The sequence below is a fragment of the Wolbachia endosymbiont of Culex quinquefasciatus Pel genome, assembly GCF_000073005.1.
Taxonomy (GTDB): Bacteria; Pseudomonadota; Alphaproteobacteria; order Rickettsiales; family Anaplasmataceae; genus Wolbachia.
Genome location: NC_010981.1, coordinates 732,233 through 757,758, shown reverse-complemented (window position 1 = coordinate 757,758; position 25,526 = coordinate 732,233). Strand labels below are relative to the sequence as shown.

The following is a 25,526-nucleotide window of genomic DNA, read 5'->3' as shown; positions in this document are numbered from 1 at the left end:
TAGAGATAGAGTACAGAGAAAGCGGGTAAAATAGTGATTTTAATTGTGTTAGATAGATTTTGACTTTCTGTTCTTTTTCTTACTATTTATCACAAATCTCCCTAACGTTTATATCTCTCTTACAGATTCATTCAAACTTAATTAAGTGGGAGTATTGTTAATGCGAAAAGGGTTTAATTAAAATGGTATGGCGTGTGAGGAAGACATACATCAATTGGTAGAAAGTGGATTTGATATTAACTCAAAAGATGTAAGCGGAGTCACTCTCTTACATAAGTTTACAAAAGAAGGCGATTTAGTTGGAGTAAAATCATTATTAGAACACGAAGCTGACTTTAATGTTGTGGACAACGAAAATAGAAATCCACTGCATTATGCTATTATGCATGGACACAAAAAAATTGCTAAACTTCTTGTTAATCAACTGACAATTAATTCTAGAGATAAAAATGGATTTACTCCACTTCACCTTGCTACACTACAAGATGATACAGAATTAATGGATTTTTTAATAACAAAAGGCGCAAAAGTTAATGAAAAAGATGCTGAGGAAGGCTATACTCCTCTTCACATAGCTTCATTATACGGTTCTAAAAAGAGCGTCCAGATTTTAATTGATAGCGGAGCAAATCTTGAATGTGAAGATAACAACTTTCGTACTCCTTTATTTTTGACCATTTATCAATGTACTACACATTATGAAAGTAGAGCAGAGATTATAGAATATCTGATAAAGAAAGGTGCAAACATAGAAGCAAAAGATGCAGAAAATAATACTACGCTTTTTCTAGCAGCATATAACAACAAAATGCAACTGGTAAAGCTTATTGTAAAGCAAGCAAAAGCTAGGTTAAAAGAGTTTATTTGCATAAAAAACAAACATGGCTTTGATGCACTGGATTGCGCTATTGAGCATAATAATAGGCAAATGGTAACATTTCTTGTTTCAAAGGGAATAGAAGCAGATGACCAAGATTGTAGCGGTAACACCAGATTACATAAAGCTAGCTATAATGGTGATACTAAAGCAGTTAAGTTCTTATTGGAGCTTAAGGTAAACGTTAATGCCGTAACTAGATGCAACAGAACTCCTCTGCTACTTGCAGCTAAAAAAGGTCATATAGAAATTGTAAGAATGTTGTTAGCAGTAAAAGCCAATATGAATATTTGTGATCAACAAGGTTTTACACCTCTGCATCTTACTATTCAAAAGGATTATTTTGATATAGCTCAGCTATTAATAGAAAAAGGGGCAATTAATTGTAGTAATGATTATACTGCAATAGATATGTTTATTGACAAGGCTCATAGCAAAAAAAATATTGAAGAAAATTACAAAAAATTTTGTAGGTTTTTGATGCTTTACTTGAAAGAGCTACATAGTAAACACAAAGCCTTTTGTGTACTTTCAATCCTAGCTCTAAGCTTAACAATTATAGGTTTACCATTTATTTTCAAGCCTATTATTAAATATAGAGAAAGAAGTAAAATATATAAAAAAATTAGGGCTATGCTGATTTATATTTAAGTATAACAGGAGAACTAAGCTAATATATGACAATTATCTGCTCGATAAAAATGGAATTAAATGTATCCGTTTAGCAGAGTGGCAAAATAAAATAGACAAAACCATAAAAATAAATGGTGTCATGCAATTTGAGCTTCGGCATAGATCCCACATAAATTTTTTGGTACATATTTTTTCAACATTAATTTCGTATTCCATTCAAAGAATATTAATATTGGCATATAAGTATGAATATTATGCTAATATAATTACTTTTTAGGTATACATGGCAAATTTATGCCTGGAAACAGTTTTTCCTACACTTTCTTTATAAAAATCACAGGCGCCTGTTATTAGCTAAAGTAAAGGTCAAGTATCTGGAGTTCTGGACATAAAATCCTCCTGTATAAAAAGATTAGAAAAAAATGCAGCGCACATATGACAGACCGCTGAAAAAGATACGCTACGTTTTTTATTGAAAAGTTAACTGAAAGTCTGCAGACAAAGATAGATTTTGAGCTCTTAAAATATCTCTAATTGTCATTATAATCAGATTCAAAATATGCGGAAGTAATTTTTTTTGACAATAGATTTCTTGCATAACCAACCAGCTGGGATCCAACTAAACACTTTACAACGTTTTTTGCGCGAAAAGGCTGGATGCCAGTGTCAGCTACTTGCATGACATCGTCTTGGATGAAAATCAGTACGTGATGCACCAAAAATTGTGCATCAAAAGGGTGTCATTTGAGTAACTTTTTTGTTGTCGTGCCAGTGTCAGCTACTTTCATGACACCTATTTGTTCCTATGATAGTCTTATCTGTCTATCTTATTTTGCTACTCTACTGAACAGATACGTTTTTTTTACCTTTTTTATTCTGTAAATTTTTTAGTATTTGTATGTTTAACATAAGAACTACACAAGACTACAAATGGTGAATCAGCATTACCTTAAAGAGAGTACCCATATTTTCAGTTAACCTTAAAAATTCACTGAAGATCTTATTCTTCTGTTCATTACTTGCATTTTTCATTAAAGCTTGTGCTCTTTCCTTTATACCAAAAAGGTGTAAAAATTCTCTTTGAGTCAAAATCTCACAATTTACGTGCCTTAATGAATCTTTTAATGATTGAAAGTTCACAAGTGCAGTGATGTCACTATTACCGACGTTTTCAAGAAAATTAGTATATTTATGCTGCCTTATCGATTGCAAAGTGCTCTTATATTCAGGATATACATAACCATAATCTATAATCAGGGCAGCTCCTCCGTTATTGACTATCTTATTCTCAAGTTTCTTTAATATTTCGATTCCGGCTAGGCATACTTCCACTACTGCACCATTGAAACCCCCTGTCATTCCAGTCTGGAATCCAGTTTTTGGTCTGGTTAAGCACTGGAGTGACAATGAAAGACTGCCATCATCTTGTTTTATTACTCTATTTTCATACCACTGCTCATCACGATAAATAAATTGGTCAATTGGAAGGGCGTCAAATAACTCATTTGCAAAAAAAATAGTTGGCTGATTTGGTAAGTTGTCGACATCTGTGTGCCAATTAATATCTAATCCCTTTAATTTTTCCTTTTGTATTTTCTGTAAAAGAGGACTTATTTCAACTAGGTGAATGTTCATTGAGCTAAAAAAACAGCTGTATTTTTTAGTAACTCTTATTATATCGTGAATGAGTGTTCCTTTACCTGGTCCAAGTTCAACTAGAGAAAATTTTGATGGCTTTCCTAATTTTTCCCATGTATTCATTATCCACACTGCAATTGTTTCACCAAATAGCTGACTAATTTCAGGTGCAGTAATGAAGTCACCATCTTTGCCAAGTGGTAATTTATTCATGTAATAACCGTACTCTTTATGATATAGAGCAGCACTTATGAAATCGCTGATAGATATTGATCCTTGGCTTTTATCAATTAATTCGTGTATATAAGTGAGCATATTATTAATAAACATTTAACTATAGCGTGCCATACTATAAAATAGTGGAGTATTTATATATATAATATAAGTTTAAAAACATATGAGTAGTATTCCTTTGGTTATGGACAATCAAGATACGGATTATGTTACCCTTATACCTCAAGATGATGGTATTGAATATAAATTTAAAGAAGCTATCAATTTTGTAGAAAATAAGGTTGTAAGTGCTGATGGATTAACTTTAGCGGAGGTATTTCAAGCATTGGTTCAAATGTTGAATGGTGATCTAGAGTTAGTAAAAAAAGTGTTAGCATATACTAATATTATGGTAAAACATGGAATGAGGGTAGCAAAAGAGTCACAGCTAAGCAGAGCCGATGTTCGTCGAGCTTTAGAAGGCAAAGAAAGTGTGTTTAATAGGCAAGATTTTATCAAAAAACCACCTCTTGTATCTTCTATAAAATCGGTTAAAAAGAAAAGTAGAGGTCTTTAAATGGCTGAGTCTATAAAAAAATTTACTGTACAGTGTGATTTCAAAGGACAGAATGCACCTTTTGCAGTATATATAGGAAATCCAAAGGGTGATACTCATCCAATTCACCATCAAGATTCATGGCTTGCAAAGGAGCGTGGAGGAAACATTCCTAATAAAGTTAAAGAAAGTTTGCAAAAATTATACAAGTTGTCTCAAGAAAACGGGATCTCTTTTCCAGAATTATGCGCATATGCCATTACTATAGTTAGTAATAATGATAAAAAAAGTGACGGTAAGTAGTTAGATTCTCAATATTTCATTTATAGAAGTTTTTGATCTCGTCTTCTCGTCCACTTTTTTTACTATAACTGCACAATAGGTTGAGACATTATTTCTAGATCGAGTAGATCCTGGCACGACTACAGAATAAGGTGGCACTTCACCGTAAAATACTTTGTTCGTTTCCCTATCAATGATTTTTGTTGATGCTCCAATAAACACCCCCATACTAAGGACTGATCCTTCTCTTATTATAACACCTTCGGCTACCTCACTGCGCGCTCCAATAAAGCAATTATCCTCTATAATGACTGGAGAAGCTTGAATAGGCTCGAGAACTCCGCCTATTCCCACTCCACCGGAAATATGACAGTTTTTTCCTATTTGTGCACAACTACCAACTGTTGACCAAGTGTCTATCATTGTGCCAGAATCAATGTATGCACCAACGTTGATAAAGCTTGGCATTAGAACAACATTTTTACCTATGTAAGCAGATTGGCGGACAAAACATCCAGGAACTGCTCTAATTTTTGAATGGTAAAATTTTTCTTCATTCCATTCACTAAACTTACTACCGATTTTGTCAAACCAGCAATTGGTGTTGTCTATTATTTTGCTTTCCTCAGTGAGGAAATGTAATAATATTGACTGCTTTATCCACTTATGTACTATCCATTCTCCACTTGATAGCTTTTCTGCTACTCTAATTTTACCACTGTCAAGTAACTCAATTACCTCTTTGATTATTAATCTTGCTTCGTGTTTTAGATTATAGTCGTTAAGTTTTTCTTTATCTTTCCAAATATTTTCTATCTCATCTTGTAATTTTTTAGTTGCAAATTTTTCATTTATTATATACATATTGATATCAAATTTATATTATTTTATACGTAAGCACTATGAAAATACAATGTCATAATTGTACTAAAACTTACTTAGTATCTCGTGGGCAAATAGGTGAATCTGGAAGAAAAGTGAAATGTACAAACTGCAATCACATGTGGCATGAGTATCTAAAAGAAATGTCAAGTGAATTGTGCCCTGCTGGTATACAAGAAAAAAAAGCTAACTGGAGGCAAAGTTTAACTCTAGCTTTTGCAACAGTTGCAGGGTTATGCGTTATAATTGTTGGTGGTATCTTTCCAGGAGAGGTAAGTAAGATATATAAAGCAGTTAGTTCATATAAAGATTCAATAAGCCATAAATTAGGATACAAAAAAGTGCAAACGGAAAATTCAAGTGCGAGAGAACTTGTTGTAAATGAGTTTTATCAAGATTACCTTTTTCTATCTAATTTTAGATCTAATTAAATAGGCATAAGTCATCAATGTTATGCAAATAACTACACTTATTCCTTTATGATAGTGTCATTCCAATTTCAGCTACTTTCATGACGCCCTATGATTGTTATTACATCGTTTACTATAGATTTGTTTCAGAAGCTTACATCCAGAAAACTTGTATAGATTTTTTCTACTTCTGTGATATTATAAGCCTGTGATGATAAAATAAGTGGATATGGATAAGTCAGCGTATGAAATCATAGAGCATGAGTATGATGTGGTGATAGTAGGTGCAGGTGGAGCAGGGCTTAGAGCAACACTTGGAATGGCTGCAACTAATTTTTCAGTTGCCTGTATTTCTAAGATTTTCCCTACACGGAGTCATACAGTTGCAGCACAAGGCGGAATTAGTGCAGCCTTGAGCAACATTGCTGAAGATGATTGGCGCTGGCATGCGTATGACACAATAAAAGGTTCAGACTGGCTTGGCGATCAAGATGCAATAGAGTATATGTGTAAAAATGCTGCCAAAGCTGTGATTGAACTTGAAAATTTTGGTGTACCCTTTTCTCGTACGGAAGATGGAAAAATATATCAGCGTGCCTTTGGTGGAATGACAACTCACTTTGGTAAAGGAAAATCGGCTCAGCGTACTTGTGCAGCAGCAGATAAAACTGGGCATGCAATTCTTCATACTCTATATCAGCAATGTCTTAAATTTAACGCTGAATTTTTTGTCGAATATTTTGTAATCGATTTGATTATGGACAAAGGGACATGCTGTGGGGTGATAGCTTGGTCGCTGTGTGATGGTACGTTGCATAGATTTCGTGCACATTTTGTGGTAATAGCAACAGGTGGTTATGGACGTGTTTATTTTTCTGCAACAAGTGCACACACCTGCACAGGTGATGGTAATGGCATGGTGGTAAGAGCTGGGTTGCCACTTGAAGATATGGAGTTTGTGCAATTTCATCCAACAGGAATATATGGCTCAGGGTGCTTGATGACGGAAGGATGCCGCGGTGAAGGTGGGTACCTCGTTAATTCTCAGGGTGAGAAGTTTATGGAACGTTATGCGCCAAAGGCAAAAGATTTGGCTTCTCGTGATGTAGTAAGTCGAGCAATGACAATTGAAATTAGAGAGGGAAGGGGAGTTGGGCCAAAGAAAGATCACATGTACTTGAATATATCGCATCTTGATCCGGAAGTAATAAAGCTCAGATTGCCAGGTATTAGTGAAACAGCAAAGACCTTTGCAGGAGTTGATGTTACTAAAGATCCGATACCTGTTATTCCAACTGTTCACTACAACATGGGCGGTATTCCAACCAACTATCATGGGGAAGTGATCACGTTGCAAAAAGGTAAAGAAGAAGTGGTAGAAGGATTATTTGCAATAGGAGAGGCAGCATGTGTTTCTGTACATGGTGCAAATCGACTAGGTTCCAACTCGCTTCTTGATCTTGTGGTTTTTGGTAGAGCTGCCGCGCTTAGGGCAAAAGAAAAATTGAAACCTGATACACCACATAAAAAATTGCATTCAGACTGCACAGACTGGATAGTAGATAGATTTAATAAAATGAGATTTGCTTCCGGAGAGTTCAAAGTAGCAAAAATACGAAGTGAAATGCAGCACACTATGCAGAAATATGCATCGGTATTCCGTGTTGCTGAAGTTTTAGAGGAAGGTAAAAAAGCTATAAAAGAAGTAGCAAAAATGATGCCTAACATTGCAGTTGAAGATCGTAGTATGATATGGAATAGTGATTTGGTTGAAGCTCTGGAGCTTGCCAATATGATTCCACAAGCAGTTATTACCATGGAATGCGCAGCTAATCGCGAGGAAAGCAGGGGTGCTCATGCTCGTGAAGATTTCCCTGAACGTGATGATAAAAACTGGATGAAGCATACTATAGCATGGCTTAAAGAAGAGAAAAGCCAAGTTAGTGTAGAAATTGACTATAAAAAAGTTGCTGAAAAAACTCTGAGCGATGAGATTGATTTCATCGCCCCGGAAAAGAGAATTTATTAGTTAACCCATCTGGTTTATTTATAAATTGACGTAGTATTGATACATAGCTCATTTGAGTAGCTGGGCTTTCTGTATGCTCCGATTGATTTGACGATCTTTGTACTTCTTGCTCTGCTGAGTTGTTAGCTAAATTTTGTTGTTCAGTAATATTTTCAGGTTGTTTTGCAGCTAGGTGATCATCTTTACGGCTTTGCTTATCGTTGGTTAATTCCTTAACAGACTTCCTAATGCCGCTAAGTCCCAAAGTGAATATCAGACAGACCACTCCTGTTATAGCTATGATGGGTAACGCTGCTCCAATTGCAATTTGTCCTTGAAAGCAAGAAAGTGTTACCATTGTAATAATAGTAGTTGCTACTGTGATTGCTAACAATACACTAGCTCTCCTGCCCGGATCAATGCATTTCCATACAACAGATGCTCCTTTTTTTACACCAGAACCTAGCTTTTTAATGCCTGATTGACATTTTTTCGAAGCAGTTCCACAGTGGTATTTTTCCTCAAGCTTCTCTTTTAGTTCTTTAGCTTTCTCCTGTGCTTTCTGTGGAGTGCTTGAACAATCTTTTAGATCTCGTAAAGTTAAATAGTACTTTTTAGTATGGAGTTCTGGATCTTCTAACCATAAAGAATCAGGGTTAGCACCGTTTTGTAATAATGCTGCACAAAACTTTGTTGTATTATCATAATTAGTTGCTAAATCAAAAATTGTTTCTTGCGATAGGTATTCGATACTTTTTTTTTCTGCTTTTTTCTTTAGTGCTAATTCTAGAGGTGTATTTCCTTGCCTGTTAGTTGCTTTTATAGCTTCATCTAATTTATCTTCAGATATTTTTCTTTCTTTTACTAAGGCTGATATTAATTTCAAGCATGTAACTTTTTGCTTCCCTCTCAGCAAGGCAATATGGTGTAAAGCATTATTGCCATTTGCATCTTTAAGGTTAATATCTGCTCCTTTTTTCAATAATTCCTTAAAAGATTTTTCATCTTTATCTTTAATTGCTAAATGTAGTTGATAATTATCATTACTATCTGGAGTATTTATGGTATGGGCTATAACTTCTTCAACTTTTGTTTTTATTTCTGGTTTTCGCTCAGCCAATTTCTCTAAAAATTTAAGATAGTATTCATTTTGCTTTTTAGATAATTTTTCTAAATCCTCTGTAGGTAAGCTTAGCTTGGCTCCATACTTTAACAATTTTGCAAGAAACTTAAGTGTGTTATCGTTATCTTGGATTGTGTGAGAATCATGTTTCCCTTTTATTATCTTGTTAATTAGTGCTACCTGAAAAGGAGTCTTTCCTTCTTGATTTTCACTATCAACAAGTTGTACTAAATTTTTCTCGTTAGCTATTTTTATCAAGGTATCTAGAAACTTAAGCTTTTGTTTCTTTTTGAGCGATGCAATAAGGTGTAAAATATTATTTCCTTTTTCATCTGTTATGCCACTGATATTTGTGCAATCTTTTAGGTATTTTCTAAATTTCCTGTTGTTTCCATTTTGGATTGCATTTAGTAATTGAACGTCATTATCAGAATCCGATATTCCGTTTATTCCATCTTCAAAATCGCTATCAGAATCTGATATTCCGTTTATTTCATCTTCAAAATCGCTACCGTAGCCACTGTCTTGTTCGCTGTACCTACTAAAACAACTTTTAGTGACTTCAGAAATTACTTGTTTTTTTGTTTCATTTGATATTCTTTTCGATCGTTCTATTACTTCACCTAGCACTGGAAGGAAACATTGGACATAATATCTGTGATATTTTTCCTGTTCTCTAAGCGATTCTTCTAATTTAGTTAATACTTCAGGACTAGCGCCTTCCTTAAATAACCTTTTACATTCCTTGAGTGTTCCATCTCGACTTCTTGGTTTTTCATGCTTATGTTTTTCTTTTTTTACCTTTCTCTCTATAATATTATACAATTGCTTGTCTTTTTTATCTTGTTTTTCATTTTTGTTTATACATTTGTCTAGTTTATTTGCATTACTAACTAATACACTTGAATCTATACTCATATTAAAACCTCAATATTAAAAGCTATTTGGCGTTAACGAATTGTATTAAACTTTTAAATTGAGCTAGATGTTATCGAAATATAGGTGAAAAGGCAGAAAACTAGTTTCTATTAGAAAATCTATTGTCATAGTCAAATCCCCACTTTAGCACTTGTCTACTATTTTAACTATTTTATCTTAAAAAATAATAAATGTGGCTAAACTGTGAAGCGTGAATGCTGCTAAAAGAGATAAACAAATATTTTTATAGATCTTTCAAACTTGATTTTTCTTCTAATTTTTTAAGCATTCCTTTACTTAGTATTGATTTTATCTCTTCTACGCTTTTATCAAGATTATCATTAATTATTACGTAATCATATTTATTACTTTTACTTATCTCTTTTTGCGCTTCGGCTAATCTACGCTCTATTTCAATTTCATCATCACTATTACGCCTTTGTAGACGCAGTCTAAGCTCTTCCATTGAGGGAGGTAGTATAAAAACACTTACAACTTTTTCTCTTAAGATTTCAAACAAATGAAATGCTCCTTGCCAATCTATATTCAGTAAAACACTTATTCCACTGCTCAGGTTTTGTTCTATAAAATCTTTTGGTATACCGTAAAAATTCTCAAAAACTTTGGCATATTCAAGCATTTGACCAGCCTTACATAGTTCGTGAAACTTTTCTTCAGTAACGAAAAAATAGTCTTTTCCGTTTACTTCACCGGGACGAGGTTTGCGTGTAGTCATAGAAACAGACATAACTAAATCAGTTGATTGCTCAAGTAATTTTTCTGATATAGTAGTTTTTCCAGCTCCAGAAGGAGAGGATAGAATCAGTAGTATGCCCTCATTTTTTACGGTCATTTTTCTTTATTTAACAAGTACATTATAGAGCTTTTTTAAGACTTTGTATTTTTTAAATCAAAGTTTAAAAGACTAGAGCCCTCTAAATTAGAATTTGATAAATTGGCATCAATAAGAGAGGAATTATCAAAGACAGTATAACGTAAATCGGCTTTTTCAAGATTTGCCTTATTCAAATTAACGTTTACAAACTTTGCTCTGCTTAATATTGAATTAGAAAAAATAGCATTTTCTAAATTCATATCTTTAAACTCAAAGTAAGAATAATTTACATCAAATTTTTCACCCTGCGATATTTTCTCTTGCAGATCTTTAATTGAAGTTATAGCACTCTCTAGACCTGTAATTTTGCTCTGTCCCTGATTGTCAATCATAATTGAATTATCAAATTTGCAATCTGTTAAATGAATATCAGCAATTGAACTTTTATATATGCTTGAAGAGAGGAAAGAGACATCACTCACTGTTGAATTATTCAAATTGCTAAGAAAAAAACTAGTCTTTCTAAAGGCATTATCATAAAACACGGAGGATTTGAAATCACTTTCAATAAAGTTTGAATTAGTGACTTTTGACTTAGACCAGCTCGAATTATCAGCTAATAATTTGAAGAATATTGAATTTTCTATCTCACTCGAATCCATATTATGGTGGGAAAGAGTACTATTATAAATTTGAGAGTCTTTAATTTTTGTCTTATAAATTGAAGTTCTAGAAAGATCTGAATCTTCTATTTTTGCAGAGGTAAACAATGAATGATCAAAGAACGAACCACTCATGTCAGAATTCACAACTTTAGTATTATGAAACTTTCCATGACAAATGTTAGCGTTATAGGTATTAACTTTATACAATTCACTAAAACTAAAATCAATATTAGATAAATCAGCATCCTGAAGGTCTGCTTCGAAAACATATGCATGTTTTATCTTGGAACCATTTAGTATAGATTTAATGAAGTTTGAATTATCCCCTTTCACATAGGAAATTTGTGAATTGCTTAAATTGGCTTTTTCGAAATTACTGTTGACTATAATGGAAGAATTAAAATAGGCGTTTGAAAGATTGCTACCTGTAAAATCCGATTTTTTTATTTCTGCACCATATATGTTAGCATTTTTTAATGAAGAAAATTGTACCTTGAGCTTATGTGCATCCACTCCAAAGAAACTTGCGTTGTCGAAATTATTTTTCTGCATAACAGTGTCGTTTATTTCACTATCACTAAAATTGATGTAGCTTGCACTTGAGTTTGATAAATTGGAGAAATTCATTTTTACATTCAAAAACTTGGTATGCAAACCAATTATATTACGCATACTTACTTTGTTGAGATTAGAATTGATAAAATCAGCATAACTGATATTAGACTGATCAAATATGATATCTGTTAAATTTGTAGAAGCAAATTTTGAAAAACTTAAATTTGTGCCTTTTATTTTAACGCCATGTAAATTAGCATTGGAAAAATTGGCACCACGCAAATCAACATCGATAAAAGACACATCTGATAAATCGGTGTTAGAAAAATCGGCACCAATTAAACTTACTCCATCAAAAATAGATTTGCTTAAATACAATTGACTAAAATTAGCACCATTTAAATTAGGACCAAAACCTTTCTTAAAATCTTGTGGTATGCTGGCTTTATTACACTGTACTAAAAATTTAGCAAAATCTTTTGTATTGTAAGATATGTATTTTACATCGTGCAGAGCACTTAAAAAATCATTGATTGCATCATCTCCATAGCATAAATGACCAACTAAAATTAATATCAAAAGTCTAATTATCTTTTGCATCGCAGGTACTTTCTTTTGTTTTTATAGCAAAGTTATACATCTCTGAGTCTTCTTCATTGTTTATTTCTTTATCCTCTAAAAGGTATGGCATCATTTCAGCAATTGCATTTATTATATCGATCTTCTTTTTCTCAATTGCTATGTCGATAGGGGACTTAAAATTATTATCAACTACTCTAGGATCAGCACCTTGTAATAAGAGAAAGCGAACTGTGTCTATTTGACCTTGTTTCACTGCATAAATTAGAGGAGTATCACCCAATTTATTTCTAAATCTTAGTATTTCTTGAATTGTTAATCCAATTTTTTCTAGCTTATTTATTACTCCTCTTAGACAAATTAAGTTGCCCTTCTTGATGCAGTAAAAAAATTGCTTACTGTAATCATCAGTAAATATAGTTTTAGGAAGGTGCTCATTTAGGCTATCATATTGTCTTTTATATATAGACTTGCTTTTATGTTTTTTTATTTCTTTGTTTAGCTTTGTCCATTTTTCGCTTTTTTCATTTTTTTTGTTCACAGGTGTTATATTGTCAGGCTGTTCTTCTTTCTTTTTCTCTGTTAATTGGCTTGTTGAAAGTTCGGTGTCTTTTTTGCTAATCTCCTCTTCAGGCTGTAGGTTTGTTTGATTATTGTGACTGATTTTCTTCTCTTCAGGTTCTTCTTTTTTTTCTTCTGATAAAGGACTTGTTAGAGCTTTGGTATCTTTTATATTAGTCTCCTCTTCAGACTGTAGGTTTGTTTGATTACTTGAAGGTACTTCTTCATTGATTACATTTGTTGGGTCTGTGATTTCTTTGAGTTCGCTCAGAAGCGGAGAAGTTTTTTCAGCATCAGTGTTGCTTTTCGATACGTCTTCTTGATTTATACTGCTTTCATTTTTATTTTCTTCAGGCTGTTCTGCAGCAAGCAGGTTAGATATAACAATTAATAGTATGAAGAATGCTTTATATTTCATAAACATTGCAAATATAGGCTTAATTAAAATGATACTATAATCAAATGATTAATCTACAGTAAAAAGTGCTTTAGTTATTGTACAAGTATGATTATGTAAAAATTTATTTTTCTCTTTTATCTAGGTTTTATTTGAAATTGTCATTTGAGTAGCTGACATACAACTGTACGGACATTAAAGAAATCAGTATACAGCTGTATGAACATTGTGGTAATTTGCGTACTAAACAATGTCATCTAAGTAGCTGACACTGGTTTCTATCATTATCAGAAACGTTATATTTTAGCATAACTTTTAACTCACAAATTTAACTGGATGCCAGTACTGGCTACTTTTATGACATCTATCATTTTATGTTTATAGTATTTTTAGCAAATAAATATTTGCTAAATTAAGTGCAAAAATTACTTGACACATTTTGTAGTTTGATTATTATTGGTGAAAATGAGGGTATTTTAGAGCTCGAAATTCACCTTATTCAAGTCTGCAGACTTTTCAACTAATCTCTCAATAAAAAAATATAGCACAGTCTACTTCAGTGCATACTTAATTTCTGTCATGAGGTGTGTTATATTTTTCTAAATCGTTTTTTATAGGAGGATCATTATGTCTAAAATTCCTTAAAATTAATTAAAGTTAAACATTTATTAAATAGTGCAGTACTGCCTTACGCGTTGCTAATCCAAACTTTACTTGCTGTAAAATAACACAATCTGCTATATCATTGCTAATTTCGATACCTCTATTTATTGGTCCTGGGTGCATAACAATTGCATCGGGTTTTGCATGCGATAGTTTTTGTGCATCAAGTCCATACAAATGAAAATATTCTTTTTCTGAAGAATTATTATTCATGCGCTCTTTCTGCAACCTCAAGAGCATAATTACATCAGCATCCTTTATACCTTCAGTTAATGAATAATGAAGTGAATCTACTTCAGAAAAATGTTTACACATCAAAGCTGGTGGTGCAACTAAGCTTATTTTTGCTCCAAACATTTTTAGCAATCTTATATTTGATCTTGCAACTCTACTGTGCAAAATATCTCCACATATCACAATTTTGAGGTTTTTTATTTGCTTTTTATGACTGATAATTACGAGATAATCTGCAAGAGCTTGAGTTGGGTGTTCACTGCTTCCATCGCCTGCGTTGATTAGCGAGCAATTGACATGCTTTGCCAATGTATTAATAATACCACTACTTTTATGCCTGATTATCATATAGTCAGGATTCATTGCATTTAGTGTTTTTATCATATCTTTTAGATCTTCCCCTTTGTTAATAGAAGAAGATTTTATTGGTAAAGTTATAACATTTGCTCCAAGGCTCTTTGCTGCTATTTCAAAAGATGCGAGCGTACGTGTTGAATCTTCAAAGAATAGGTTTATGACTATTTTATTTTTCAGAACATGACTATTTTCAACTTTTTCTTCAAGGTATTGGTTGGCTAATTTAGTTATATTTTCTACATCACCGATTGTGAGGTCTGAGATATTTAATAAATTCCTTCTCTTGTCCATAGCTCCTTTTTTGAGCTTATTCTACTTTCTTAATTTCAATTACACAACTGTAAAGTAAAGTAGAAGGAAGCTATAAAATTTTATTTCCACTTACATTCATCTGCTATCATAACAGCCTCAAAGAGATGCTTCTCAAGCTCACTTATAGGCAGAGTACTTTGTAGGTAATTTCCCCAAGATTTTAACACATCAGAAGTTTCAATACCTTCAACAATAGGATATTCTTGATTTTTTTTAGCATATAGCTCTTGAGCCTGTTTGCTTACAAAAAACTCCAATAAAGCTATGGCATTTTCTCTGTGTTTTGCGTTTTTTGTTACTGCTGCACCACTAATATTCACCATTACACCATCACTCGGAAAGAAAGCTCCTAACTTTTCTGTGATATTCTTTTTATTTTCTGATGAAAGGATTCTTGCAAAGTAGTAGCTATTTACTATTGCAACATTGCCTTCACCAGCGGCTACAGCATAAATTTGATCTGTGTCACCACCGCTTGGTTTTCTTGCCATGTTGCTTACAATTCCACTCACCCATTCTTTTGTTTTTTCAAAACCATTTTTTGCAATCATAAAAGCGATCAATGATCGGTTATATGGACTTGTGGAAGAGCGTACTAATATTTTCCCTTTCCATTTTTCATTCGCTAAATCTTCATAGGTACTTAATTCCTTAGGATCTACTGATTCTTTATTGTAAACCAATATTCTAGCTCTTTTTGTGAGACCAAACCAATAATCTTCATTATCTCTAAATTTTGCAGGTATGGCATTTTTTAGAGTCTCTGAATCCACTTGAGATAAGAGCCCTCTTTTTTTGGCTAAAATCAAATTCACTGCATCTGCAGTTAAAAACAAATCAGCTTCACCACCATTTTCCATGCGTGAAAGCAATTGGGAATAATCGTCAATGATATAACGTACCTTAATGCCAGTGGTTTTTGTAAAATCATCAAACAAACTATGTACTAATTCTTCTTTACGTGATGAATAAACGTTTACTACTTGTGAATCATCAATTCCGCTATTTTTATATAAAAAATTAACGACTATCAATAAAGCCGCTACTAAAGATATAAATATTAAACCTTTTTTCATAAACAAACCCCTTCCTTGTCATCATCTCAAGCTATCAAAATAGCAAGGTCTTAGCAAGTGTAAATCTTCAAAACGTTGCAGTTACAGTACTGGAATAGCGATAAAAAGAAGTACGAGCCAGATTTAATTAATAATATAAGTAATATCTGGATGGCCACATCGTTCAGCAACTACTTGTAACAATTTTGAACTAATCTTTTCTTGACTGCTTTTTACAGTTTTAATAGCTGTTTTATTAGCTGTTTCATTAGGATTTTCACTATTAGCATCTTTTGTATCTAATAACAAGTAATCTTTAAAATCAGTTTTGCTCCAATGATGAATTGTGCAAGCTAAAGTGAAAAGCAGTAGAGTGCCTGAAATTGCAACGATTGGCCAGTAAATAGTAGGATTTGTGTATGAACTTACTATGTTGCTCAAACCACCTGTTGAATAAAGTGCTAAAGGGAAGGTTATGTTTCCAGTAATAAGAACTGTTCCTAAGATAGGAAGCCATATTCTATCATTGATTAATGAATTTACTTTACTCTTGTAATAGATTGGCTGGCCTGTAAGTTCTACGATGTTCGGATTACTTTTTGCTTTTTCTGGAAGAGAGTGAAACGTAAAGTAAACACGATTACCGTTGCTATATTTTAATACCAAAGATTTGATGCATTCCTCGTCTTTTGAAAGTGTATTTGATATCTCATCTAAAACTTCTTGAGTATCTCTTTTTGTGATCTTGTGCTCCTTAGTACGTACTGCTTGCATAAATTCCCACATAATTCCCAAGGCTAAACAAGACGCTAATACTCCGACAAATATAGTAACAGGATTTATGCTGCCGATGAATCCAATGAATTCTCTTTGCTTCACAGCTAAAACGATTGACGTAATACAACATGCCGTAATAAGACCTACGAAAGGCATTGTAACTTTCTTCTTTTGCATCGTATATTTTACTTTCTGTAAAAATCTGTTTGTCTTTTTATTATCTCCAAGGAAAGATTCTTCAGAGCCATTTGTGTGATATGATGGTGGAGGAGTTGGATTTGCCTTCACTCTTTCTTTTAAATTTTCTAATGTTTTTTGACTATTCCAAGGTTCGCTGTATACTGTTTCTTGAGAAGGTGATCTGCTAACTGATACACTATCTGAACTCTTTTTTGGAGATTTTGTATTTGGATCTATGGATGCATAAATATGTTCTGTATTTGCACCATTCGATTCTTCTTGCCTTTCTTCATCAGAACTTGATTCGCTAGCCGAATTTGTTTGTAACGCTGTGTTTCTAGGTGCTGGTGTTGGTTGAGTTGCTGCACTATTTTTACTCACCGTTGTATGAGAAACCAGTGTGACGTTATCTTTATTTCCTGATTCAGGCATATTCGCTCCAAAATTAATTACAATGTTATGTTGATTACGCTATAGTTATTAAGATATAGTGAATACTAATTTAAGAATAAATATTAGTATAAGAACTGCTGATCAAAGATCCTTTCATTCAAAGGGCAATCTTTGTCAAAAAGTAGAGTGACTGTATTTTCGTGATCTTTCTGTATTTTTACCTGCGATATGTCGTGAAATTCCTTGTAATCTGATACTACAAGTGCTGGACGATTTTTCACATCATTGATATCAATTTGCACTATTGTATCATTTGAGATTAGCGCTCCATTCCAACGCCTTGGGTAGTAGCTATTAATGGAAGTCAGTGCAAGTAAATTTGAATTAAGTGGTAAGATTGGCCCACCGGCAGAGAAGTTATATGCAGTGCTACCTGTTGGGGTAGACAATATAATTCCATCTCCTCTGAATTTTTCTACTTTTAGCTTATCATTAATGGTAATATTCATCTCCACTATTTGATTTGCATTTCTAAAGACATACACTTCATTTACTGCGATGTAATGGTGTTTTTTGCCATTTATGTCTTTGGCTTCCATTTTTAGTAAAGTTAGCTGAGTAGGAACTGCATGTTCTATATGATCAATTAGATCTTCAAAGCATTTATTCATCAAAAATCCGACGTTACCGGTATTTATTCCATACACATGTATATCTTTATTTCCTATGACGTAGTTGTGCAGAGTGCGTAGCATAAAACCATCACCACCAACAACTATCAGCAGATCAACTTCATGCTTACCTGCTTCTGCTATATTGATAAAATTGAGTTTCTGTAGTAGTTTAGATACTTCCTGAGACTTGGGTAGCGAAGAAGCAATATAGCCTACATTTTTATATTTATACATGTTAAATAAAGAGGGGAGGAACTAAAAAAGACTCCCGTATTTATCATTAAACTTAGCTATTTTACTATCCTTCTCCCCTGAACCGCTTGTCAAACTTCCAGTCCATGCAGGATGAGTAAGAGGATCTCTATCAAGCTTTATTCTTTGACCTTCTTTTCCATAAGTGGAATAAGTTTCAAACTCTTGACCATCTGTCATAACTATAGTAACTTTGTGATAGTCGATTTCTGCCATTGTTCTTACAAATTTCTTACCAGCTAAGATTTTAGTGAATCTGGTTCATTTGGTCAATCATTATTGTGAAATATTGACAAAAAATAAATAAAGTAGTATTATCAATGAAGAATGAAAAACTTTTTATGATTTTTGCTTTTCCTGGTCAGGGCTCCCAATTTGTAGGAATGGGAAAGAGCTTATATGATGAATTTTCAGTTGCAAGGAACGTATTTGATGAAGTAGATGACATATTGGGTAGAAAGCTGTCTCATTTGATTTTCAATGGCCCTATTGAGAAATTAACCATCACGGAAAACGCTCAGCCAGCTATAATGGCAGTGTCAATTGCAACGCTACGTGTTATGAAGCACGTATTTGGTGAATCTCTTTACAGCGTTCAGTATGTTTGTGGGCATTCAGTTGGCGAGTATACAGCGCTGTGTGCTGCAGGGGCATTGACGCTTGAGTCTGCAGTCAAGTTGCTAAAAGTTCGTAGCGAAGCAATGCATGAAGCTTCACTAAAATGCAAAGGTGGAATGTTTGCTCTACTTGGAGCAGAAATAAGTGAAGTAGAAGGTATATTAAAATCAGCTCAAATTGATTGTGAAATTGCAAACGATAATGGTGGTGGGCAGGTAGTGGTGAGTGGTACTGCAGAGGCTCTTGAGGTCTTACCTGATTTATTCAAAAACTCAAGTGTCAAGAAAATGATAAAATTACAAGTTAGTGGGCCTTTTCATTCATCTTTTATGAAACCTGCTGATGAAAAACTTCTGGAATTTTTAAAAAGCATCAACATAACTCGCCCTTCGATTCCTTTTGTATCAAACGTTACAGCTAAGGAAGAAAGTGATCCAGAGATCATAAGAGCTTTGCTCGCTAAGCAAGTTGTAAGTAGAGTAAGATGGAGAGAGATGGTTTTATATATGACAAGCCATGGCACTAATAAGTTTGTTGAAGTTGGCCCTAACAAAGTTTTATCTAATCTAGTTAAAAGAATTGACCAATCTATCAATACAAAAAGCATAGGTAGCATTAGTGATGCTGATAACTTCTTTAATGAATCATTAATGTTGACAGCAAAAAATTTAAAAATAAAAAGCTTATAACTAACATAAAGTAAAATTTGTACTATTTTTTGCTTTGATTATTGATAGCAGCGGAATGTCAAACATCGACACTAAAGAATATGATCTAGCGTTGGGTGATACCACGGTTAAGCTTTTTATTAAAAGTAGCGATACAAGTGGGATCAATTTTATTAATGTGCATCAAAATGAAGTAACTTCAAAAGGGGCTGGTGAGCATATACTCCAGCAGTTTGGTGGAAGAATGCTATACATTACTCATGGTGATGGTACTCCGCGTAATGTAGAATTTTACTTAAATGGTGAGCGGTATGAATTCGATCCCAATCGCATGTTTGATGATGTAGGTGCAGAAGCTAGCTTAAGAGAGTTTGGCAGTGTTTCAGAAGATGCTTTGAGAGCTGTTAGAAACTTTGCAGAAAGAATTTTAGATTTTTTACTTCCTGGTCAAGATCACGTTATCGCTCTGCACAATAACTACAATTCTCCCAGCTACTCATTCAAGAGCTATTTTTCTCCACCACTTTCTCATGATGTGCTAAAGATTTCTCCAGAAGTGTGTCCGGAAAGTGGAACGGGTGAGTTTTTCTATACGACAGTTGAAGATTGGTTCGATGCTTTAAAACAGAAAGAAATTTTTAATATAGTATTGCAAAATAACAAAGCAGTTGAAGATGATGGTTCTTTATCTGTATATGTAGGGAAGAATAATATTCGGTACTCTAATGTGGAAGCTGAGCATGATCATTTAGAGCAGCAAATAGATATGCTATCTTCTATACACAGTGTTTTATTTCCTCAACCCTTAACAATAGAGTTATAGCAACATGGAACGCACTAACGAACTACCTGTCATCTCGTTTGGCTTTTTAAGTCCAAGTAGCTGTAAAATAGTAGGAGCAATATCAGATAATTTTCCATCTCTCAGTTTTAAATTTTCACAAGATATAATAAATGGAACTTTATTTAGAGTGTGCGCTGTCTGAGGTGTGTTATTTTCTTCATCGAACATACATTCCACATTACCATGGTCTGCTGTAACAATGAGTGCAGTATTACCCACTTCTTTGACAACGCTGAGTACTTTTGCAAGGCAATCATCTACAGCGAGCACAGCTTGCTCGGCTGCTTTTATATTACCTGTGTGTCCCACCATATCAGGGTTAGCGTAGTTTACAACTATCAGCGCAAATTCTTGAGAATGAATTTTTTTTACAAGCTCTTCTGTGAGCTCAAAGGCTGACATTTCAGGCTGCAGGTCATAAGTTTTAACTTTTGGTGAAGGAATGAGTATTCTTTCTTCACCAGAAAAAGGTTCTTCTCTTCCACAATTAAAAAAGAAAGTCACATGCGCGTATTTCTCAGTTTCAGCAATGCGCAGTTGCCGTAATTTATTGTCTTCTATTATCTGTCCCAAAGTGTTGGCAAAAGATTCAGGAGGAAAGAGATAAGGGATTTTTAAGTCCGCTTTATATTGCATCATACTTAAAATTGAAGAAAATTTTGCTACCTTAGCGTAATCTGTTTTGCCTAGCAAAATACTTGCCAATTGTATCATTCGATCAGCACGAAAGTTAGCCAATAGCAATCCATCTTCTGGTTTTATACCTTGATAATCGCCTATTATTGCGGGCCTGATAAATTCATCGGTTATATTATTTTGATAATTTTCATCAATAAGCGATACTGCATCATCATAACGAGGCGCCTTTGCAAATGCGATGGCTTCATAAGCTTCAATTGTTCTTTCCCACCTATTATCACGGTCCATAGCATAATAACGCCCAGAGACAGTGGCGATTCTTATATCATTTTCCTTTATGCTTTCTGTAAATTCTTGAATGCATCTTTTCCCTGAATTTGGCAATGTATCTCTGCCATCTAAAAATGCGTGTATTACAACTTTAATTCCGCGCTGTGATATCTTGTTTGCTAAAGCTGAAATGTGCTTTTGATGCGAATGAACACCACCATCTGATATCAATCCCATTATATGGCATATGCCATTCTTACTTTTTAGATCATTAATAAAATTCTGTAGATTTGCATTATTTTCTATCGTTTCGATTGCTTGATTAATACGCTGAAGGCTTTGCATTACCACTCTACCGCTACCAATATTCATGTGACCAACTTCTGAATTGCCTATTTGGCCTTCTGGTAATCCAACATCAGTTCCACAGGCAGATAAACTGCACTTTGGATAATTAGAGCTAATATGTTGCCAACAAGGTGGATTTGAATTGCTAATAGCGTTGTATTTACTATTTTCTATTCCATTACCCCAGCCATCTAATATACATAAAACGACTGATTTAAAGTTCATATAAAAATTAACATCGAAAACCCTCGATGATACCAAAAATAAACTCTTCTCACAACTTTTGTGTTAAAGTAGGAGATAGAAAAAGCTGCGTAGAGGCAATAGTATATGAGTTTTTTCATAAAATATTTTATTAAAGTGATTGACAGTTGCTGAAGTGTTTACTAAAACACTTGCATAGCTTTAATAGTGAGGTTAAATGAGCTCTAGCCAATATATAAAAGGTAATACTTTAGCAACATCAGGTGCTATAATTAATGTTGATAGATTAGTAAACTTTTTAAAAAGCAATACAAACATTACAAGACTTATTTTACGATATTCAAAAATTAATTATGAAGGTATAAAAGAACTAGCTAAGCTTGCACATCTTACTTCACTTGATCTGAGTTGCAATTGTGTTGGTACAGAAGGTGCAAAGATTTTAGCAAGCGGGAATCTTATAAATCTTACTTCGCTTGATTTAGGAGGAAACGAAATTGGTGATGAAGGTGTAGAGGCTTTAGCCAGTGGAAATCTTACAAGTCTTACTGAGCTTAAATTATATGATAATAAAATTGGCGATAGGGGGGCAAAAGCTTTAGCAAGTGGAAACCTTCAAAAGCTTATTTTACTGAGTTTAGGATGGAATGAAATCAGTAATGAAGGTGCAGAGGCTTTAGCAGCAAGTGGAAACCTTAAAAATCTTATTACACTTAAAGTATATGATAACAGCATTAATTACAGAGATGTACAGACTTTGGCGAGTGGAAATTTGGTGCGTCTTACTTCGCTCATTTACAATTATTGCAGTATTGATGAAACATTGCCAAAAAATGTCCTTCCTCAATTAAAAAGGAAATGTAATAAAAGAAAAATAGGAGAGGAGCCGGATAGCAAGCTAAGTGAGGTACAGACGTCTTTGCATTTTGACAGTAAAGGCTTTAAAGCTATATAAATCCACACGTTTTGTCTGTTTAAGAGAAAGAGAAAAGATAGTGAACTCTGGGCTAAAAATGGGGTGTACAGATTGTATAAAACAATGCTCCCCGGGCCGGATTCGAACCAGCGACCAATTGGTTAACAGCCAACTGCTCTACCACTGAGCTACCGAGGAATAAACTGCTTTCAACTTATCACATTGAACGCCGATTGTAAACGATTTTTATGTAGACTTTAGACCTAGATATCATTCCAGTGCATGGAGCTGTAATCTAGTTCTTATTACCTGATATGCTCATTTGACAGTTAAGTCTTCTCTACCCCTATTTGCATAATACCTTCGTTTACGGTTAAAAGATATCGAGGTAGTAGGGTGTATTAGTTTTTGCAAGCTGTTATTTTGCTATGGATTGCTGTAATGGCATCATCTATTTTATTGTTATCACAGCCTGTTTGGGCAAGTTCGGCATTTCCACCGCAATCCCTTCTGGTTAAAGTAGATACTAGCTCTTTTGCATTGATCTTATTAGTTAAATCTTTACTTACTTTAACAATCAAAACTGTTTTATCCTTTTCTATTACCATGAAGGCTATTACAGTTTTCGGTTTTTGTTGCTGTAGAGCAAATTCCCTTATTATACTTCCTGGAACGTTATTGAAAGTGTGGCTTACGAAATTTATTCCATTTATTTCGGTACTTTTTACAGTTTCTACACTGATAAGCTTTTTATAAAGATTTTTTATTTTGACTTCAAATTCTTTGCGCTCCTGGCTTAAAATACTGAGTCGACTTATTATTTCATTTACTGGTGCTTTTACGCATTCTGCAACTTTTTTTAAGCTAATTTCGTTATTGCGTACATAATTAATTGCTTCTTGACCGGTTAAAGCTTCAATTCTTCTTACTCGAGATGCAACGGAACATTCTGCTGCTATCTTAAACAAACCAATTTCTCCGGTACGCTCCACGTGTGTACCACCACATAATTCTTTTGAATCTCCAATTTTTACAACCCTAACATTATCACCATATTTTTCACCAAATAAGGCCATCGCTCCTTCGTCTATTGCCTCATCCATACCTTGAACTTTTGTGGACGTAGAAAGATTTTCTCTGATTAGAGAGTTTACTATATCTTCTACTGAAGACAGCTGATCCTGAGTGACTGGCTTATTGTGACTAAAGTCAAATCTTAGTCTATTTGGTGCGACTAGAGAACCTTTTTGAGTAACGTGATCACCTAAGATTTTTCTGAGTGCAAAGTGTAGAAGATGTGTAGCTGAATGATTTCTTCTTAAGTCTTGTCTTCTTTTTTTATTAATACTAGCTGTAACTGTGTCACCTTTACGAACTGAACCAGATTCAACTATACATCTGTGTAAATATAGGTCGTTAATCTTGTTGGTATTTTCCACTGTTAACGTACTTCCATCAGACTTTATAAAATTTCCAGTATCTCCCACCTGTCCACCTGACTCTCCATAAAAAGGTGTTTTATCAAGTATAATAGTTATCTTTTCTCCTTCTTTTGCAGAATCAATTACTTCATTTTTAGAGGAAATTATTGCGAGTACTGTTGCATCCTTTACTTCATCACGTTCATAACCAACAAATTCCGTTTTGCCAAACTGATCGATTAAATTAAACCATACTTGTTCAACAGATTTTTCACCAGATCCAGTCCAATTAGCACGTGCTCTTTCTTTTTGCTCTTTCATTGCATTATCAAAACCTTTTTGGTCAAAATTTATTTTCCTTTCTTTCAAAATATCAAGTGTGATATCCAAAGGAAATCCATAAGTGTCATATAGTTTGAATGCTGATTCTCCAGATAGAGTGTCACCTGATTTTAAATCTGCAGTGAATTTGTCCAAGAGATTAATGCCTTTCATTAAAGTGTCTTTAAAGTTTTCTTCCTCTGATTTTAACGTTGTTTCTATTAAGCTTTTAGCTCTGATTAGCTCTGGATAAGCATCTCCCATATAAGCCAAACTTGTGCCATCTATGAGTGCAGGAAAAACAAGGTTCAATAGAGAATCATTATATCCAAGTAGGTGGATATAACGTGCTGCTCTCCTGATCAATCTGCGTAGTACATAATTTCTTCCTTCATTTCCAGGAAGCACTCCTTCTGCGATGAGAAATGCAGCTGCACGAAGGTGATCTGCGATAATCTTATGAGCTACTTTATTTTCCGTATTTCCACAGTACTCTTGCGATTTACTTACCAGAGCAGAAAATAGGTCAATATCATAGTTATCATGAACGTTCTGCATAACAGCTGCTATTCTTTCAAGGCCCATTCCGGTATCGATGCATTTTTTTGGTAATTTTTGTAAATTACCTTCTTCATCTTTATTAAATTCCATGAACACCAGGTTCCAAATTTCAACAATTCTGTCGTCTTCATGTAAAGCGGAATTTCCATGATCGTAAAAGATTTCAGAACATGGGCCACATGGACCAGTATTGCCCATGCTCCAAAAGTTATCATCTGTTGTAATTCTTATGATTTTATCATCTGAAAAGCCACTTATCTTACGCCAAATTTCATATGCTTCATCATCAGTGTGGTAAACAGTTATGGATAGTCTGTTTTTATCAAGAGACAATTCTTCAGTAATAAATTTCCACGCAAATTCTATCGCAGTTTCTTTAAAGTAATCACCAAAGCTAAAATTTCCGAGCATTTCAAAAAATGTGTGATGCCGAGATGTATAGCCAACATTTTCAAGATCATTGTGTTTACCACCTGCTCTGAGACACTTTTGACTTGAGACGGCACGTTTCATTTCAGTTTTTTGCGTGCCGGTAAAGATGTTTTTGAACTGTACCATACCAGCATTTGTAAACATGAGTGTTGGATCATGCTCTGGAATCAAAGGAGAAGAAGGAACTTGCTCGTGATTATTATTTACAAAAAATTTTATAAATCTTTCTCTAATTTCGTTTAGCTTCATCGTTTT

Annotated in this window: 21 protein-coding genes and 1 tRNA gene; 8 read left to right on the top strand and 14 right to left on the bottom strand. The window is 33.9% G+C overall.

Annotation, left to right across the window (positions count from 1 at the left end; genetic code table 11):
• Positions 1 to 187 precede the first annotated feature (187 nt).
• Positions 188 to 1,528, top strand: coding sequence for an ankyrin repeat domain-containing protein (locus tag WP_RS03425; RefSeq protein ID WP_012481883.1), 1,341 nt, complete (start codon positions 188 to 190; stop codon positions 1,526 to 1,528).
• 906 nt (positions 1,529 to 2,434) lie between these two features.
• Here the strand turns inward: WP_RS03425 and WP_RS03420 are convergent.
• Positions 2,435 to 3,463 carry a class I SAM-dependent methyltransferase gene (locus tag WP_RS03420; protein ID WP_029237556.1) on the bottom strand — a complete coding sequence of 343 codons (1,029 nt, stop codon included), beginning with the start codon at positions 3,461 to 3,463 and terminating at the stop codon, positions 2,435 to 2,437.
• An 82-nt stretch (positions 3,464 to 3,545) separates the two neighbouring features.
• Between WP_RS03420 and WP_RS03415 the strand changes: the two genes are divergently transcribed.
• Both WP_RS03415 and WP_RS03410 read left to right on the top strand, forming a co-directional pair.
• On the top strand, positions 3,546 to 3,938 hold the full coding sequence (locus WP_RS03415) for a hypothetical protein (protein ID WP_007302103.1): 393 nt from the start codon (positions 3,546 to 3,548) through the stop codon (positions 3,936 to 3,938).
• Positions 3,939 to 4,220: a DUF2610 domain-containing protein gene (locus WP_RS03410; protein ID WP_007302102.1), complete on the top strand. Its 282-nt coding sequence runs from the start codon at positions 3,939 to 3,941 to the stop codon at positions 4,218 to 4,220.
• Here the strand turns inward: WP_RS03410 and dapD are convergent, their stop codons facing one another.
• Complete coding sequence (dapD, locus tag WP_RS03405) at positions 4,221 to 5,063, bottom strand: 2,3,4,5-tetrahydropyridine-2,6-dicarboxylate N-succinyltransferase (protein WP_007302101.1); 843 nt, start codon at positions 5,061 to 5,063, stop codon at positions 4,221 to 4,223. It abuts the gene before it with no gap.
• Positions 5,064 to 5,101: 38 nt separating this feature from the next.
• Between dapD and WP_RS03400 the strand changes: the two genes are divergently transcribed.
• On the top strand, positions 5,102 to 5,512 hold the full coding sequence (locus tag WP_RS03400; RefSeq protein ID WP_007302100.1) for a zinc-ribbon domain-containing protein: 411 nt from the start codon (positions 5,102 to 5,104) through the stop codon (positions 5,510 to 5,512).
• Positions 5,513 to 5,720: 208 nt separating this feature from the next.
• Positions 5,721 to 7,520 carry a succinate dehydrogenase flavoprotein subunit gene (gene sdhA, locus WP_RS03395; protein ID WP_012481881.1) on the top strand — a complete coding sequence of 600 codons (1,800 nt, stop codon included), beginning with the start codon at positions 5,721 to 5,723 and terminating at the stop codon, positions 7,518 to 7,520.
• Here the strand turns inward: sdhA and WP_RS03390 are convergent.
• From WP_RS03390 to rpmE, 9 genes are all read right to left on the bottom strand, one after another.
• Entirely contained in the window at positions 7,492 to 9,540 is a 2,049-nt protein-coding gene (locus WP_RS03390; RefSeq protein WP_007302098.1) for an ankyrin repeat domain-containing protein, read from the bottom strand. The two genes, sdhA and WP_RS03390, sit on opposite strands and share 29 nt — an antisense overlap.
• Positions 9,541 to 9,784: 244 nt before the next feature.
• Entirely contained in the window at positions 9,785 to 10,393 is a 609-nt protein-coding gene (gmk, locus tag WP_RS03385) for a guanylate kinase (protein ID WP_007302097.1), read from the bottom strand.
• A gap of 35 nt (positions 10,394 to 10,428) precedes the next feature.
• The gene (locus tag WP_RS03380; RefSeq protein WP_012481880.1) at positions 10,429 to 12,195 is read right to left on the bottom strand and encodes a pentapeptide repeat-containing protein; all 1,767 of its coding nucleotides are present in this window, start codon (positions 12,193 to 12,195) and stop codon (positions 10,429 to 10,431) included.
• The gene (locus WP_RS03375; RefSeq protein ID WP_029237557.1) at positions 12,179 to 13,153 is read right to left on the bottom strand and encodes an ankyrin repeat domain-containing protein; all 975 of its coding nucleotides are present in this window, start codon (positions 13,151 to 13,153) and stop codon (positions 12,179 to 12,181) included. The genes WP_RS03380 and WP_RS03375 overlap by 17 nt, the downstream gene beginning before the upstream one ends.
• Before the next feature lie 636 nt (positions 13,154 to 13,789).
• Positions 13,790 to 14,677, bottom strand: coding sequence for an aspartate carbamoyltransferase catalytic subunit (locus tag WP_RS03370; protein WP_007302094.1), 888 nt, complete (start codon positions 14,675 to 14,677; stop codon positions 13,790 to 13,792).
• A gap of 80 nt (positions 14,678 to 14,757) precedes the next feature.
• The gene (locus tag WP_RS03365; protein ID WP_007302093.1) at positions 14,758 to 15,774 is read right to left on the bottom strand and encodes a Fe(3+) ABC transporter substrate-binding protein; all 1,017 of its coding nucleotides are present in this window, start codon (positions 15,772 to 15,774) and stop codon (positions 14,758 to 14,760) included.
• 123 nt (positions 15,775 to 15,897) lie between these two features.
• Positions 15,898 to 17,142, bottom strand: a complete 1,245-nt coding sequence (locus tag WP_RS03360; RefSeq protein ID WP_007302092.1) for a hypothetical protein — start codon at positions 17,140 to 17,142, stop codon at positions 15,898 to 15,900.
• Between the two features lie 83 nt (positions 17,143 to 17,225).
• Entirely contained in the window at positions 17,226 to 18,011 is a 786-nt protein-coding gene (locus tag WP_RS03355; RefSeq protein ID WP_007302091.1) for an NAD kinase, read from the bottom strand.
• Between the two features lie 21 nt (positions 18,012 to 18,032).
• On the bottom strand, positions 18,033 to 18,245 hold the full coding sequence (gene rpmE / locus WP_RS03350) for a 50S ribosomal protein L31 (RefSeq protein ID WP_006013575.1): 213 nt from the start codon (positions 18,243 to 18,245) through the stop codon (positions 18,033 to 18,035).
• A 125-nt stretch (positions 18,246 to 18,370) separates the two neighbouring features.
• Between rpmE and fabD the strand changes: the two genes are divergently transcribed.
• Together fabD and WP_RS03340 are read left to right on the top strand one after the other, a co-directional pair.
• Entirely contained in the window at positions 18,371 to 19,336 is a 966-nt protein-coding gene (gene fabD, locus WP_RS03345; protein WP_012481879.1) for an ACP S-malonyltransferase, read from the top strand.
• 34 nt (positions 19,337 to 19,370) lie between these two features.
• Positions 19,371 to 20,138, top strand: coding sequence for a hypothetical protein (locus WP_RS03340; RefSeq protein WP_231834426.1), 768 nt, complete (start codon positions 19,371 to 19,373; stop codon positions 20,136 to 20,138).
• On the opposite strand, the gene gpmI is transcribed toward WP_RS03340, so the two are convergent.
• The gene (gene gpmI / locus WP_RS03335) at positions 20,133 to 21,641 is read right to left on the bottom strand and encodes a 2,3-bisphosphoglycerate-independent phosphoglycerate mutase (protein WP_012481878.1); all 1,509 of its coding nucleotides are present in this window, start codon (positions 21,639 to 21,641) and stop codon (positions 20,133 to 20,135) included. The genes WP_RS03340 and gpmI overlap by 6 nt on opposite strands.
• A gap of 196 nt (positions 21,642 to 21,837) precedes the next feature.
• On the opposite strand from gpmI, the gene WP_RS03330 reads away from it, so the two are divergent.
• Positions 21,838 to 22,575 carry a leucine-rich repeat domain-containing protein gene (locus tag WP_RS03330; protein WP_007302086.1) on the top strand — a complete coding sequence of 246 codons (738 nt, stop codon included), beginning with the start codon at positions 21,838 to 21,840 and terminating at the stop codon, positions 22,573 to 22,575.
• An 87-nt stretch (positions 22,576 to 22,662) separates the two neighbouring features.
• Here the strand turns inward: WP_RS03330 and WP_RS03325 are convergent.
• Positions 22,663 to 22,734: transfer RNA gene (locus tag WP_RS03325), tRNA-Asn, on the bottom strand.
• A 203-nt stretch (positions 22,735 to 22,937) separates the two neighbouring features.
• A complete protein-coding gene (gene alaS, locus WP_RS03320) occupies positions 22,938 to 25,520 on the bottom strand; it encodes an alanine--tRNA ligase (protein ID WP_007302085.1) in 2,583 nt (860 codons plus the stop codon).
• Between the last annotated feature and the right edge of the window lie 6 nt (positions 25,521 to 25,526).

Coding starts and splice junctions, on each gene's coding strand:
- WP_RS03425 (WP_012481883.1), top strand. CDS start 188: ATGGCGTGTGAGGAAGACATACATCAATTGGTAGAAAGTGGATTTGAT.
- WP_RS03420 (WP_029237556.1), bottom strand. CDS start 3,463: ATGCTCACTTATATACACGAATTAATTGATAAAAGCCAAGGATCAATA.
- WP_RS03415 (WP_007302103.1), top strand. CDS start 3,546: ATGAGTAGTATTCCTTTGGTTATGGACAATCAAGATACGGATTATGTT.
- WP_RS03410 (WP_007302102.1), top strand. CDS start 3,939: ATGGCTGAGTCTATAAAAAAATTTACTGTACAGTGTGATTTCAAAGGA.
- dapD (WP_007302101.1), bottom strand. CDS start 5,063: ATGTATATAATAAATGAAAAATTTGCAACTAAAAAATTACAAGATGAG.
- WP_RS03400 (WP_007302100.1), top strand. CDS start 5,102: ATGAAAATACAATGTCATAATTGTACTAAAACTTACTTAGTATCTCGT.
- sdhA (WP_012481881.1), top strand. CDS start 5,721: ATGGATAAGTCAGCGTATGAAATCATAGAGCATGAGTATGATGTGGTG.
- WP_RS03390 (WP_007302098.1), bottom strand. CDS start 9,540: ATGAGTATAGATTCAAGTGTATTAGTTAGTAATGCAAATAAACTAGAC.
- gmk (WP_007302097.1), bottom strand. CDS start 10,393: ATGACCGTAAAAAATGAGGGCATACTACTGATTCTATCCTCTCCTTCT.
- WP_RS03380 (WP_012481880.1), bottom strand. CDS start 12,195: ATGCAAAAGATAATTAGACTTTTGATATTAATTTTAGTTGGTCATTTA.
- WP_RS03375 (WP_029237557.1), bottom strand. CDS start 13,153: ATGAAATATAAAGCATTCTTCATACTATTAATTGTTATATCTAACCTG.
- WP_RS03370 (WP_007302094.1), bottom strand. CDS start 14,677: ATGGACAAGAGAAGGAATTTATTAAATATCTCAGACCTCACAATCGGT.
- WP_RS03365 (WP_007302093.1), bottom strand. CDS start 15,774: ATGAAAAAAGGTTTAATATTTATATCTTTAGTAGCGGCTTTATTGATA.
- WP_RS03360 (WP_007302092.1), bottom strand. CDS start 17,142: ATGCCTGAATCAGGAAATAAAGATAACGTCACACTGGTTTCTCATACA.
- WP_RS03355 (WP_007302091.1), bottom strand. CDS start 18,011: ATGTATAAATATAAAAATGTAGGCTATATTGCTTCTTCGCTACCCAAG.
- rpmE (WP_006013575.1), bottom strand. CDS start 18,245: ATGGCAGAAATCGACTATCACAAAGTTACTATAGTTATGACAGATGGT.
- fabD (WP_012481879.1), top strand. CDS start 18,371: ATGATTTTTGCTTTTCCTGGTCAGGGCTCCCAATTTGTAGGAATGGGA.
- gpmI (WP_012481878.1), bottom strand. CDS start 21,641: ATGAACTTTAAATCAGTCGTTTTATGTATATTAGATGGCTGGGGTAAT.
- WP_RS03330 (WP_007302086.1), top strand. CDS start 21,838: ATGAGCTCTAGCCAATATATAAAAGGTAATACTTTAGCAACATCAGGT.
- alaS (WP_007302085.1), bottom strand. CDS start 25,520: ATGAAGCTAAACGAAATTAGAGAAAGATTTATAAAATTTTTTGTAAAT.